Origin of the sequence: Singulisphaera photorubra (assembly GCF_045290345.1) — a bacterium.
Taxonomy (GTDB): domain Bacteria; phylum Planctomycetota; class Planctomycetia; order Isosphaerales; family Isosphaeraceae; genus Singulisphaera.
Genome location: NZ_CP155447.1, coordinates 1672647 through 1684220, shown reverse-complemented (window position 1 = coordinate 1684220; position 11574 = coordinate 1672647). Strand labels below are relative to the sequence as shown.

The window sequence follows — 11574 nt, the reverse complement described above, 5'->3', positions numbered from 1 at the left end:
TCAGAAGCGGAATGAGCACGCGTGAACCGGCTCAAAAAGGCTCCAAAGCACATCCCGGCCCCGCGCCCTCAGCCCACGGGGTGGTCTCGAGGTCGCGGGGGAAGAAGGGCGCGGACGTCGGCACAGGTACGACCGGGTGGGCCGCCAGGTCCACCCTACAAAGCCTCGGAGGATGGATCGTCCGAATCCAGGTCTTCAGCGTCGTCATCAGGTTCTTCATCAGCGGCTTCCTCAACGTCTTCAGTCTCCGCATCAGACTCAGACGTTTCCGGGAGCGCTCCCACGTTATTGACGTTGAAGAGCTCGCCGAGTTTCTGAGCGAGCGTCAGGAGTTCCTCGACGTTCATCGCCTCGGCGCGAACCAGGCCGGTCAGGCCAAGGCCTTCGAGAAAGGCATCCACCTCGGGCTTCGTCCAGCGGTCGCGCCAGAGACTGTAGAGAACGCGGCGAAGGTTCTTGCGTCGGTGGAGAAAAATCTGGCGGATGACGAGATGGAACCAGGCGAGGTTGTGCACCAGAGCCCGCTTGGCGGGGTCGGGCCGGATCGAGATCACGGCCGATTCCACCTTGGGACGCGGCCAGAAGACCGTCGGCGCCAAGGTCCGCACAATCGAGACCTCGGCCAGAGACTGAACCAGGACGGAAAGCGCGGAGTACTCTTTCTCTTCGGGGCCGGCGCAAATCCGCTGGGCCAGTTCCAGCTGGATCGTCACCACCATCAAGGTGGGGCAAAGCTCGGGATGAACGAGCAGGTTGCTGATCAGCGGGGTCGCAACGTTATAGGGGAGGTTGGCCACCAGTTTGAGCCGTTTCTCCGGCGCCACGGCCAGCCCCGCGCGAACGTTGTCGAGCACCTCGGAATTCATCGTGTGCTTGTTCGCCAGGGCATCCACGTTCAGGACCCGAACGTTGAGCCGCCCCTCGACCGCCTCGGTCGTCAGCCGGGCCATCGCCGGGTCAATCTCGACGGCCACAACGGCCGCTCCCCGCTCGGCCATCAGGGCGGTCAAGGCCCCTGCCCCCGGGCCGATCTCAAGAATCACGTCGTCCGGCCCCACCTCCGCCGCGTTGACGATCAACTCGTGGATATTCAAGTCGATCAGAAAGTTCTGACCGTATCGGTGCTGCGGGGCAACCCCTCGCCGCGCAAACAGGTTTCGAAGATAGGACTGGGTCTGGCGGCGGGACGACATGCAAGCAGCTCTTGGAATCGAGGAAGAGTTCAGGAATCAGGCAGAGCGTCAGCGCCCGCTCCACCATCGGGAATCTCTCCCAGCATCCGTCATCCCCCCTCGCCATGTCAAATCCCCACAGTTGCTTCCTTCAGGGTCGATTGAGACCTGAGAATGCTCGCCACCGGGAATCCTTCAAATCCGATCATTCTCCAGTCGGGCTCCGGCCCCGATTCTCCTCCCGTTTGCCCGATCCCACGAGACGACAAAGAGAACGGAGTGGATCGCGATGGCCAGGGGGCGATGCCAGGGTCCAGGCCCCCCTCTTGATCTTCCTGGTGCGGTATTGTTCCTCAAGACGATCGGGCTTAAGCTTTCGAATATCAATGCCGAGGATCTCCGTTGCGAAATGCCCTTGGAGAGCTGAGGGCGGTGTGCTCGAGAAGGCACGGAGGGGCGGAGCACCGGAGAAGGGAGAACTTGATGCAACTTGAGAGCGGGGCATCGTCCGGGTCGAGCTGGGACGGTGAGCGAATGACCGTCGGCCGGCATTTTGTCAGGGACCTCGAGGGCCTCTGGGGAGGGATCCTCAAGTTGGCGGCCGTGGTGGAGGATGCGCTGAACCAGAGCGTGCGCGCTCTTTGCGACGGCCGCACCGACCTGGCCGCCCTGGTCCGAAGCGAAGAACGGGACGTCGATCGCCGCGAGGTCCAGATCGAGCGGGACTGCCTGAAGGTCCTGGCACTCCACCAGCCGGTCGCGTCCGACCTGCGGCGGGTGGCCTCGGTGCTCAAGGTCAACGGCGAACTCGAGCGGATCAGCAACCTGGCGCGGAACATCGCCAAGCGGGTCAAGAAGCTGGCCTCCGACCCGGCCGCGTTCCCGATTCCGCAAGAGATGGAAGCGATGGCGATGGCGACTCTGTCGCAGGTCCGCGACAGCCTCGACGCCCTGACCAAATCCGACGCCAAGCTCGCCCGTACCGTCATCACCGGCGACGGTGACATCGATCGCCACTATCGGGTCGTCCTGAAAGTGCTCAAGGACGAGATCCGCCGCGACCCCGACCGGCTCAACACCTGGCTCCGCCTGATCAACACCTCGCGAAACCTCGAGCGTATTGCCGACCACGCCACCAACATCGCCGAGGCGGTCGTTTACCTCAAGGAAGGGGACATCATCCGTCACCTCGACGAGAACGACCTCGCCACCTGATGAGACGATTCGCCGACCTCTTTCGATCGGGCCGAACCCCGCGACGGCCCGTCGATGGCTCGCTTCGCTTCGGCCGGTCTCATCGAGAATTCGTCATGGAGGACACGCAGCAAATGGAAGGCAACGTCGTGACGGCCGCCAAGTGGCTCGGGGCCTCCATGGTCCTGGCCAGCGCGATCCTCGTCGGCGGGTTGCGCTGGGTCCTTTCCTCGGTGGAAGGAGAGCGTCCCTCGGGAGCACCCAACATCGAAGCCAGCCAGAGCGTCCAGGCCGCCCCACTCCCAGGCGACCTGGAGGAGCTGGCCAAGTCGTTTCGCGGCCCAAGCCCAAGGCCGGAGGCGAACGCCCGACCAGGCTCGGCGGATCAGCCACGGTCGTTGTTCGCGGATCAACCGCTGGGGCCGGGGCCGACTCAGAGCCACACGAGTCCTTGATCCCGAGACAAGCAAACGGCCTCACTCAAGGCGTGGGCGGCGGCTCGTGAGGAGCCAGCGACGCCAGGTGGACGGCACGGCGATCGAAGGGGAGAAAGCCCGAGCCGATATAGAGCTGACTGGCCGGGCGATTGCGCACGTCGACGGCCAGTTCGAGACGGGGGACGTGCTCCGCCGCCATCGCAATCGCCCGCGCGAGCATGGCGCGGCCCAGGCCACGGCCGCGGGCCGCGGGGGTCAGGCCGAGGTAGGCAACCTCCCAGGCGTCGCGTTCGGGGAGCTCGGACAGGAGCAGGACCGCCCCGGCCTCGGGTTCGCCCACGAGCCGCCCCATCCGCCAGCGATCGGCGACGAACCGACCCGCCGCGCGGTGGCTGGCCAGAATGTCATCGAGTGAACGAATCCCCTCGAGCTCGGGCATGTCGAGGCTGTCAATATACGTAGCCTGGAGCACTTGGCGAAATTCAGCCTCGACCGCGGGTCCGTATCCCTGCCACTCGATGGCGGGAAGGTCGGCCGGGACTTCCAAAGGGGGGGATGTCGCGCGCTCGAGGTAGACCAGGTCGGTGACATGGGGCATGCCCCCCCCTTCCAGGTCCGCCGCCCCTTGCTGCGGGGCCGACTCATCGAGCAAGGCCTGCACGATCCGAAACCCTCGGGTCCGAAGGTCGTCCAGGGCCGCGCGGACCAGGGCGATCGCGTAGGCGGACCGCCGCCACGACGGGTCGACCTCGGGCGCCCAGACCGCTGCCGCTCGTCCCGCCAGCGGCTGCGTGAGCATCGCCCCCACGATTCGGCCATGCCGCCAGACGACCCAGAGTCCGGCGAGGTCGATCACCCCCATTGCCGACTCCGCCAGCGCATTGGCGATCAGACGCGGCCGCAACGAGGCGGGAACCCGGCGATAAAGAACCTCCAAGGCCGCCTCGCGGTCACCCGGCGGGCAGGGTTGAACGAGAGGGGTCAAGCCCGGCATGGCCGTTCCGGAATCCGAAGCAAGACGGGCCTTTCGGGAAAAATGTCCAACGCGGCGCCGACTGCCGTCCGTATGATAATCGAAAGGCGGGAGGTCACGCGATGTGGAAGTCGGCTGAATTCCGTTCCCAGTCTGAAGATCCGGAAACCGCGGTCCGCGGTGCCGGGACTCCGCTACCTCCGGCAACGGAGGCGGCGAGCCACGTCCGGGCCGACGAGCGAGGCGATGCCTGGCTCGTCGAGCAGGTCCGTGGCGGAGACGACAACGCCTTCGCGGCCCTCGTGGCCCGCTACGAACGGAAACTGATCCGCGTCCTGACGCGGCTCGTCCACGACGAAGAGTTGGCCCGCGACCTCGCCCAGGAAACGTTCTGGAAGGTTTATAGCCGACTCGACCGGTTCGACACAGCGCGACGGTTCGGCCCCTGGCTGTTCCGGATCGGCGTGAACCTCTGCCTCGACCAACTCCGCCGACGTGAGGCCCCGACGGCCGCGTCGATCGATCATCCCCATGGGGACGGTGCCTGGGCCTTCGAGTTGCCCGACCCCGACCCCCGCATCCAGGCCGAACTGGCCCAGGAAGTGCAATTTATCCTGGAAAAGATTCCGGTCCCCTATCGCACAATCCTGGTGCTTCGGGATCTCGAAGGCTTTTCGTCCGCAGAGGTGGCGGCCATTGTCGGTCGCCGCGAAGCCACGGTGCGGTGGCGGTTGGCCAAAGCCCGCGACGCGTTCCGCGAACACTGGGAACGCCGACAGGAGCTGACGCGACGGGAGACCATTTAACATGGGTAATTTTCAATGTCAATGGGTGCGAGATCGCCTACCCCTCCTGACCGGTGACGAACTTCGTGGCAACGACTTACGACGGGTTGAACGCCACTTGATCGGCTGCCTGAAGTGTCGGGAGCATCGCCGCTCGCTGGACCAGTCACTCCAGGTCTTGCACATGGTGGCGGCCCAGCCCCTTGTGCCGTCCGATGCCCCTTCCCTCTGGCCCGATTTGGCCCGGCAGATCCGCCATTCGCGACTGCCTGCCCAAACTCCCCTATTTTCCTGGCCTCGCCAGTGGGGGCTTTGGCCGGCCTTTGGCCTGAGCTTCGGCCTGATCACCGCGGTGATCGCCCTCAGCGCCCGCAACCAGGTGACCGACGCGCGGGATCGCATCGCCAGCAACACCCAACCGATCTCGGCGATGATCTCGAAACCCGAGCCGGTGACGCCCGTTGAAACCCTGGCTGCGACCGACGATGTGGTCAAGTCCCAGGGCGAAGTGACGGCCTCCACCGAGATCGTCCCCGCGACGCGCTTTGGTTACGACCTCGACCATACGATGCCCACGGGCAACGAGACGCGCGAAGGCAAACAGGCCACCTACTGACTGACCAATCACCACAAAGTCAGTGACGTCAGGGCGTTTCATCTTGAAGGGTGGACACGACCCACCATGACCTCTCGGCGGAGGCCATGGTGGGTCGTGCCCACCCTCCAAAACTGATGATCGACGTCCCTCATCGACTCCCGACGCGACGGAACAGGCCAAGAATGACCAGAGGAGGGAATTTTCTCTCTCTTTTGGGATGAGACCGAGATGAGTGGGGTTGCCTCAGCCCCCCTTTCCTCGGCCTCAAGACAAGGGAAGTCCGCCCTCGCCTGTTCCTCACCCTCCTGGTTGATTCGACCGAGGGGTTTGCCTCCGACCCGCGGAAGTGAGAAGATTCGCTTCATGCTCCGCAACCATTGGATCGTCATCTTGTGCACGCTCCCGGCGATCCTTTCGTCGTGCGGCCCCCCCGTGCCAGCCTCATCGTCTTCGACGACGAAGCCCGCCTCGGGTGGAATCGAACGTGAACCGGAAGGCACGACGCTCCTGGAAGCGATCGAACGCACGGTCGCCGAGTCGATCGCCAAGCTCCGCGATTCCGCCGTCGCGCTGGAGTATGCCGTGGCCGACGCGCCGTCGGGCGAACGCCGGGTGGCGACCGGCGTGGTGGTCAACGACCGGGGCGACGTGCTCTCGATCCGGATCGACCCGCCCAAGTCGACCTCACCGATCCTGGCGCGTGACGCGTCGGGAGGTCGCCACCCCGCGCGCTGGGTGGCCGCCGACGCGGAGACCGGCCTGACCCTGCTCCGAATCGACCCCTCCGTCGCGAAGCCGGTCCGCCCGGCGTCGCGGGCACCGAGGCTGGGGAGCCAGGTCCTCATCATCGGCAACCCATTCGGCCTGGGCCATTCCGTAATCCGAGGACAGGTCGCGGGGCTCGACCGCCGCGTGGACGTCGGCCCGAGGCCGCTCGGCGGCCTGATCCAGCTCGACGCCTCACTCCACCCCGGCGACAGCGGTGCCCTGGTGGCCAACCTCCGCGGCGAGTGGCTGGGCCTGATCCGAAGCGGCCTGGCCACACCCGACAGCGAGGGCGAAGGCCGCACCTTCGATCACGACCTGGGCTTCGCGATCCCGGCCCACGACGCCCTCTGGATCGCCAAACAGCTCGCGACCCGTCGCCGTGTCGATCGCGCCTACCTCGGCGTCAGACTCAACCTCGACCCCGTCGACAACCCATCAGGAGCCATCCTCGACGGTGTCGTCTCCGACTCCCCCGCCGCGCGTGCCGGCCTCAAGCCCGGAGACCGGGTCATGGCTTTCGACGGCTTCGCGATCAAGTCCCCCAGCGACCTGACCGATCGCCTCGACCGCACCCTCGCCAATAGCGAGACCACCCTCGAATACCTCCGCGGTTCCCGCCGCGACCTCCTGACCATCCGGACTTCCAGCCGCCCGCCACTCATCCCCGACCCCCCGCCCAGCTCAGCCAAGGAAGACGACCTCCCGTCGCCCCGCCCCCGCAAGGTCAACGAACAAATCGAACTCCTCGAACGCCGGCTGCGCGACCTGGAAAAGCAAGAGAGACGGTCCGAGTCACGCCCCTGACCCGCATCAACAGGCCGCCCCCAAGCCACAATTCTTGGCAAAAGAAAGCCAGCCCAAGACTTCCGGAATGCTTGCTGGGAAATGGTTCGCCGAACCCGCTTCTCCCTACGTCAACGCGAGTGGCCATGGCATCCTCGTCAGCCTAACATATCTCGTAGGGTGGGCACGGCCCACCATCTTAACCTCCGCATTGGCAAGGAGATAAGGATGGCGGGCCGTGCCCACTCCACGGGAAAAATCGGATTCTGGCCGCTGATCAATACGGGTTTGGCGAGGCTTTACGTCTCGTGGGACAACTATCCTGCCTCTCCTCCAAAGACCGATCAAGCCCCCTCGCTGGCTTCGAACGGCTTGAGGAGACAGCGGGGAACGCCGATCTCGACGACGAACACTTTCCCGGTGAAGTCGCTGGCACCAGGGGCCGAGAATCCCAGCTTGGGGGCAACGAAGGTGGCAGTCGCTCGCGCCCGAACGGCCACCCCAAGGGCCTGGCCGCTATCAGCATCGAGCCCCGAGGGAAGGTCCAAGGCGAGGATCGGCTTGCCCGAACGATTCATCGCCGTGATGGCGGCTGCGAGCGTCCCTTCGACGGGCCTCGTCAGACCGGTGCCCAGCAAGCCGTCGACGATCCAGTCGGCCTCGGCGATCGTGGAGTCGAGCCGCACAGCCTCGTCCTCGTCCGCATCGTCACTTTCCCAGTACGTTTGCTCGAGACCGGCGCGGGCCAAGATGTCCTGCTGCACGGCGGCATCCCCCCGAAGTTGGCCGGCCTGCGCGAACCAGAGGACTCTGACGGGGACGCCGCAAGCGTCAAGGTGACGGGCAACCACACCGCCATCGCCGCCGTTGTTGCCCGGCCCGCAGACGATCAGGACCCGCGTCGCGCGGCCCACGTCTTGGCCCCGAAGCCAGGCGGCCGCGCCACGGCCGGCGTTCTCCATCAACACCAACGTCGGCAGGCCTAACTCCTGGACGGCCCGAGCGTCGAGCCCCCGGACTTCCTCGCGCGTCAACGGGCGTATGGCCATCGATCCACCTCCCCCAAGCCATGAGACCAGCAACATTGACAACCGGCAGCCCCAACTTTCACAATGGGGCGATACCCGCCGCCAGACCACCGGAGCCCCCGAATATGCCAATTCACGAATATCGCTGCGAGCCGTGCGACCACACCTTCGAAACCTTGATCCGTGGCCAGGGCGACACTCCGCATTGCCCCCAGTGTGGTGGAATCGACCTGCACAAGCAATTCAGCGTTCCCGCCTCCGCACAGACAGGCGGGCGCGCCGGATCCTCACTCCCAGTTTGCGGACCGAGCCCTAGCTTTGGTTGCGGGTCCGGCCCTTGCGGCTCGGGGATGTGCTCAGCCGACTGACCTGACCACCGACCACCCCATCCTCCTCGCCCCGACCGCAAACCAAGCGCACCCGCCCCTGGCAGAAGGGCTCGTCCTCAGGTCGAGCCCTGCCAATCCACGCCCCTTTCTTCGCGGCCTCCCCCCTCGCCTTCCGCCGCCGCCCAACCACCCAATCTCTACATTCCTCTCATCCCCCTCAAATTCGTCGTCTAACCCTGTCGGGCCGCTTTGACAAGCTCTGAGTCAGAGGGCATATCCCTAGTGGCTGGGAGTGCGCCTCGTTGATTGCTGGTTCGGGATCGCTTTTTTGCTTGAGCCGGGGCCCTTCTTTCTGTGGGGAGTCACCCTCGCCAGCCGCACGAGATGATGTCAGGGGTGGGGAAGTCAAGGAGAGGTGACCGGCCATGGTGGGACACCACGGAGACATTGAGTCGACGTTGCGAACGGCAGTGGCCGAACGGCTCGGCGAGGGGCGGTTCGGGCTCTGGTTTGGCGAGGGCGTTCGCCTGGGTGTGGCGGATGATGCGCTTGAGGTGGGTGTTCCCAACGCCTTCTTCCGTGAGTGGATCCAGGGCCATTTTGCGACCAACCTGATCGAGGCGGCCGAGGCGGTCACGGGCCGTACCTTGCGGCTGACCTTCCAGGTGGCCGACGAGGCTGAGCCGCGGGTCGGAAACCTGATCGAGCCGAAGCCGGCCGACGACCGCCGCAAGCATGGGGGCACGGTTCCTCTCGCCCCCGAGCCTCAGGCGCCCCCCCAAGGCGAGCGGGAGCGACCGCGAAACCAGGCACGACCGCCCCGGCGGCTCGAGGATTTCGTGACCGGCCCATGCAACCGCCTGGCGCAGGCTGCGGCGATCGAGATGGTGCAAACGTCCGGGGCGTCATTCAACCCGCTGGTCATCCACGCCGGGGTGGGCCTTGGCAAGACTCACCTGCTCGAGGGGATTGGACATGCCCTTCGGGCCCGCAACCCGGGGATGAAGCTGGTCCAGGGGACGGCCGAGGCCTTCACCAACGGATTCCTTGATGCGATGCGGGCCGGGAACCTGGGTTCGTTCCGCTCCCGTTACCGCCGCGCCGACGCTCTGATCATTGATGACGTCCACTTTCTGGCCGCGAAACGAGCCACGCAGGACGAATTCCTCCACACCTTCAACGCCCTGATCGCCGAAGGGGTGCCGATCATCGTGGCGGCCGACCAGCATCCCCGGCGGATCGCCAGGCTGACCGACGAGTTGGCCACGCGGTTCCTCGGTGGAATGGTCGTCAAGCTCGACGCCCCCGCGCTCGACACACGAGCCGCGATCCTCAAGGCCAAGGCGCTGGCCCGCGGGGTCGACGTGCCGAACGCCGTCATCGCCTACATCGCCGAGCACCTTCGTTCCAGCGTCCGAGAACTGGAAGGGGCGCTCCATAGCCTGATCGCCCACGCGGTCTTAACCGGTAAGCGACTCGACCTGGCCCTGGCCAAGACCGCGCTGCGGGACACGATCCGACACACCGCGGCGGCAGTCGGCCTTCGCGACGTCGAGCGTGCCGTCTGCCAGCTCTTCGAGGTCGACTCCGAAACCCTCAAGTCCGTCAGCCGGATCCGGGCCTTGAGCTACCCCCGAATGATGGCGATGTACCTCGCCCGCAAGCACACCGGTGCCGCCTACAGCGAGATCGGCCGCTACTTCGGCGGCCGAAACCACTCGACGGTGATCTCGGCCGAGAAGAAAGTCCTCGGCTGGCTCCGCGATGAAGAGCGAAGCGCCTTGCTCGCCGGCTTCGAGACCGTCAGTGATATCCTGGCTGCGCTGGAACGTACCCTCGGCACTTGAGCAACGAGCTCGACCATTGACGCAAAGCCTGGCAAACGGGGAGCTTTCCGCTCCCCGTTTGCGTTGGCGCAAAGAAATCAGAAAACACCGAGGTTTCCTGTCTTTGATGGTGTCTCCGGATTCATAGAAGATAAAATCAGCAATAATCCGCGACTGCGGCGAGTATCTCGAGAGATTTCCGGCCCGTTCGATTCCGTAGTGAATCATCACCGACCCGGTGTAATCAGTCGCACGGCCGGCCCGGCCGTATCCCCCTCCGCCCAGAGTGCGCAAGTGCAAGAGTCGCCGGGCACTTCAGTGACGCAATCAATGCAGCTTAGTAAAGATGGGCGTCTAGTCGCCGGCTTAAATGAATTGCTCATATCTTCTACCTTGCCTTCTTTAGACGCGTGGCCATCGACCTCTCACCTTCGTGCTGGGTCTGATTGCCACCCTGGGCCATCGAGACGGCCAAGCGAAACTGCGAGCATATTGATGCTACCCAGAGGATCGAACGGATGTAAGAGTCCGAGATGTCCTCGGTCGATCCAGGAGGAGGGGCAACCTGGAAGGCCGAACGATTCGTCGTTTCTCTTCCGGCAATTTTAGCCGACTTTCGGTATGTCCGGTCACAGCACGCAGGATTCGTCCTTCTTGACTCCCCGATTGCCCTCCCGGATCATCTTCTTTACTCCGACCCTCGGCGACGTTGTGCCGAGATAGAAGCGGACTGCCTCGTCTAAATTCTGGCCCACGGTCCTGACTCGGAATTTGTCGCCATTAATGATGAGCGGGGTGATTCTATGGGGGGCAGCGACGAGGCGTCCGACAGCCCTTCCTCCGAGTTCGATGTGTCGGATTTTCCATTCGGTTCCGGAAATGATCGGGGCTCGTCCGATCCATCGGAACTTCAGGAAGGATACCGACCAATCCCTGGATCAGCTTATGTGCTCACCCAGAGGTTAGATGATGGCACAAGCGGCTTCGGCGAGGTCTGGAAAGCCCATAACCCCCGCCTGGGGCACACGGTCGTTTTCAAGTTCTGCAAAGACCCGCTTGAACCGGCCAGCATCCTGACCCTTCACAACGAACTTCGGCTCGTACGGAAGCTGGAGCACGCCGGGATCGTCAAATTGGAGGCGGAATACCTCGACAACCCCATCCCGTTTCTGCAATACGAGTACGTCGATGGGGTCGATCTTTCTAAGTTTTTGGAAGAGCGATGTAAGGAGAACGGGACCGGGGCGCTCACGCCGGACCACGCCGCCACGGTCATCCTGAAGCTGGCTGATATCCTTGCGTTCTCGCACACGCAGCCGAGGCCGATCGTCCACCGAGACATCAAACCTCAGAATGTCTTGGTCACGAATTGTCAGGAGCTTTCGGTCTTCAATGACCTGGGCGTCCGTCCCGACATGCGGCTGGCAAACTTGAAGGTCATGGATTTCGGCATCGGGGCACATTCCCGGTACGGCAGGGGAGCCACAGCGGGAGCCAGTCAATTGGGGCCATGTTTAATGGGTTCCGGACCTATGCCTATGCGTCTCCCCAGCAGAACATGGGTCTGCCAGCACACGAGTCGGATGATGTGTTCGCCCTCGGGGTGATGTGGTACGAGCTTCTCACAGGGCATGTGGGGAACGGGCCGCCGATCGGCCGAGCATGGGATCAGAAGCGGGAT

The 11574-nt window shown here is 64.4% G+C and carries 11 protein-coding genes; 8 read left to right on the top strand and 3 right to left on the bottom strand.

The window, feature by feature from the left end; all coding sequences use genetic code 11:
• Window positions 1-155 precede the first annotated feature (155 nt).
• Entirely contained in the window at window positions 156-1193 is a 1038-nt protein-coding gene (gene rsmA, locus V5E97_RS06475; RefSeq protein ID WP_406698497.1) for a 16S rRNA (adenine(1518)-N(6)/adenine(1519)-N(6))-dimethyltransferase RsmA, read from the bottom strand.
• Window positions 1194-1655: 462 nt separating this feature from the next.
• Between rsmA and phoU the strand changes: the two genes are divergently transcribed.
• Together phoU and V5E97_RS06465 are read left to right on the top strand one after the other, a co-directional pair.
• Entirely contained in the window at window positions 1656-2387 is a 732-nt protein-coding gene (phoU, locus tag V5E97_RS06470) for a phosphate signaling complex protein PhoU (RefSeq protein ID WP_406698496.1), read from the top strand.
• Window positions 2387-2821, top strand: a complete 435-nt coding sequence (locus V5E97_RS06465; protein ID WP_406698495.1) for a hypothetical protein — start codon at window positions 2387-2389, stop codon at window positions 2819-2821. Before phoU ends, V5E97_RS06465 begins: the two co-directional genes overlap by 1 nt.
• 25 nt (window positions 2822-2846) lie before the next feature.
• On the opposite strand, the gene V5E97_RS06460 is transcribed toward V5E97_RS06465, so the two are convergent.
• Window positions 2847-3797 carry a GNAT family N-acetyltransferase gene (locus tag V5E97_RS06460; protein ID WP_406698494.1) on the bottom strand — a complete coding sequence of 317 codons (951 nt, stop codon included), beginning with the start codon at window positions 3795-3797 and terminating at the stop codon, window positions 2847-2849.
• A 101-nt stretch (window positions 3798-3898) separates the two neighbouring features.
• On the opposite strand from V5E97_RS06460, the gene V5E97_RS06455 reads away from it, so the two are divergent.
• The 3 genes from V5E97_RS06455 to V5E97_RS06445 all read left to right on the top strand — a co-directional run bounded on the left by V5E97_RS06455 (window position 3899) and on the right by V5E97_RS06445 (window position 6731).
• Complete coding sequence (locus V5E97_RS06455; RefSeq protein ID WP_406698493.1) at window positions 3899-4582, top strand: RNA polymerase sigma factor; 684 nt, start codon at window positions 3899-3901, stop codon at window positions 4580-4582.
• A 1-nt stretch (window position 4583) separates the two neighbouring features.
• Window positions 4584-5177 (top strand): zf-HC2 domain-containing protein, encoded by a 594-nt coding sequence (locus V5E97_RS06450; RefSeq protein WP_406698492.1) that lies wholly within the window; start codon window positions 4584-4586, stop codon window positions 5175-5177.
• Between the two features lie 345 nt (window positions 5178-5522).
• Window positions 5523-6731 (top strand): S1C family serine protease, encoded by a 1209-nt coding sequence (locus V5E97_RS06445; RefSeq protein ID WP_406698491.1) that lies wholly within the window; start codon window positions 5523-5525, stop codon window positions 6729-6731.
• 323 nt (window positions 6732-7054) lie between these two features.
• Here the strand turns inward: V5E97_RS06445 and V5E97_RS06440 are convergent, their stop codons facing one another.
• Window positions 7055-7759 carry an NAD(P)H-hydrate epimerase gene (locus tag V5E97_RS06440; protein ID WP_406698490.1) on the bottom strand — a complete coding sequence of 235 codons (705 nt, stop codon included), beginning with the start codon at window positions 7757-7759 and terminating at the stop codon, window positions 7055-7057.
• A gap of 20 nt (window positions 7760-7779) precedes the next feature.
• Between V5E97_RS06440 and V5E97_RS06435 the strand changes: the two genes are divergently transcribed.
• The 3 genes from V5E97_RS06435 to V5E97_RS06425 all read left to right on the top strand — a co-directional run bounded on the left by V5E97_RS06435 (window position 7780) and on the right by V5E97_RS06425 (window position 11500).
• The gene (locus V5E97_RS06435) at window positions 7780-8106 is read left to right on the top strand and encodes an FmdB family zinc ribbon protein (protein ID WP_406698489.1); all 327 of its coding nucleotides are present in this window, start codon (window positions 7780-7782) and stop codon (window positions 8104-8106) included.
• A 386-nt stretch (window positions 8107-8492) separates the two neighbouring features.
• Complete coding sequence (dnaA, locus tag V5E97_RS06430; protein ID WP_406698488.1) at window positions 8493-9914, top strand: chromosomal replication initiator protein DnaA; 1422 nt, start codon at window positions 8493-8495, stop codon at window positions 9912-9914.
• A gap of 926 nt (window positions 9915-10840) precedes the next feature.
• Window positions 10841-11500, top strand: a complete 660-nt coding sequence (locus tag V5E97_RS06425) for a protein kinase domain-containing protein (RefSeq protein ID WP_406698487.1) — start codon at window positions 10841-10843, stop codon at window positions 11498-11500.
• Window positions 11501-11574 lie beyond the last annotated feature (74 nt).

Excerpts from the sequence above, each read along its gene's own strand:
- V5E97_RS06465 (WP_406698495.1), top strand. The coding sequence starts at position 2,387 with ATGAGACGATTCGCCGACCTCTTTCGATCGGGCCGAACCCCGCGACGG.
- V5E97_RS06455 (WP_406698493.1), top strand. The coding sequence starts at position 3,899 with ATGTGGAAGTCGGCTGAATTCCGTTCCCAGTCTGAAGATCCGGAAACC.
- rsmA (WP_406698497.1), bottom strand. The coding sequence starts at position 1,193 with ATGTCGTCCCGCCGCCAGACCCAGTCCTATCTTCGAAACCTGTTTGCG.
- V5E97_RS06450 (WP_406698492.1), top strand. The coding sequence starts at position 4,584 with ATGGGTAATTTTCAATGTCAATGGGTGCGAGATCGCCTACCCCTCCTG.
- V5E97_RS06445 (WP_406698491.1), top strand. The coding sequence starts at position 5,523 with ATGCTCCGCAACCATTGGATCGTCATCTTGTGCACGCTCCCGGCGATC.
- V5E97_RS06440 (WP_406698490.1), bottom strand. The coding sequence starts at position 7,759 with ATGGCCATACGCCCGTTGACGCGCGAGGAAGTCCGGGGGCTCGACGCT.
- dnaA (WP_406698488.1), top strand. The coding sequence starts at position 8,493 with ATGGTGGGACACCACGGAGACATTGAGTCGACGTTGCGAACGGCAGTG.
- V5E97_RS06435 (WP_406698489.1), top strand. The coding sequence starts at position 7,780 with ATGAGACCAGCAACATTGACAACCGGCAGCCCCAACTTTCACAATGGG.
- V5E97_RS06460 (WP_406698494.1), bottom strand. The coding sequence starts at position 3,797 with ATGCCGGGCTTGACCCCTCTCGTTCAACCCTGCCCGCCGGGTGACCGC.
- phoU (WP_406698496.1), top strand. The coding sequence starts at position 1,656 with ATGCAACTTGAGAGCGGGGCATCGTCCGGGTCGAGCTGGGACGGTGAG.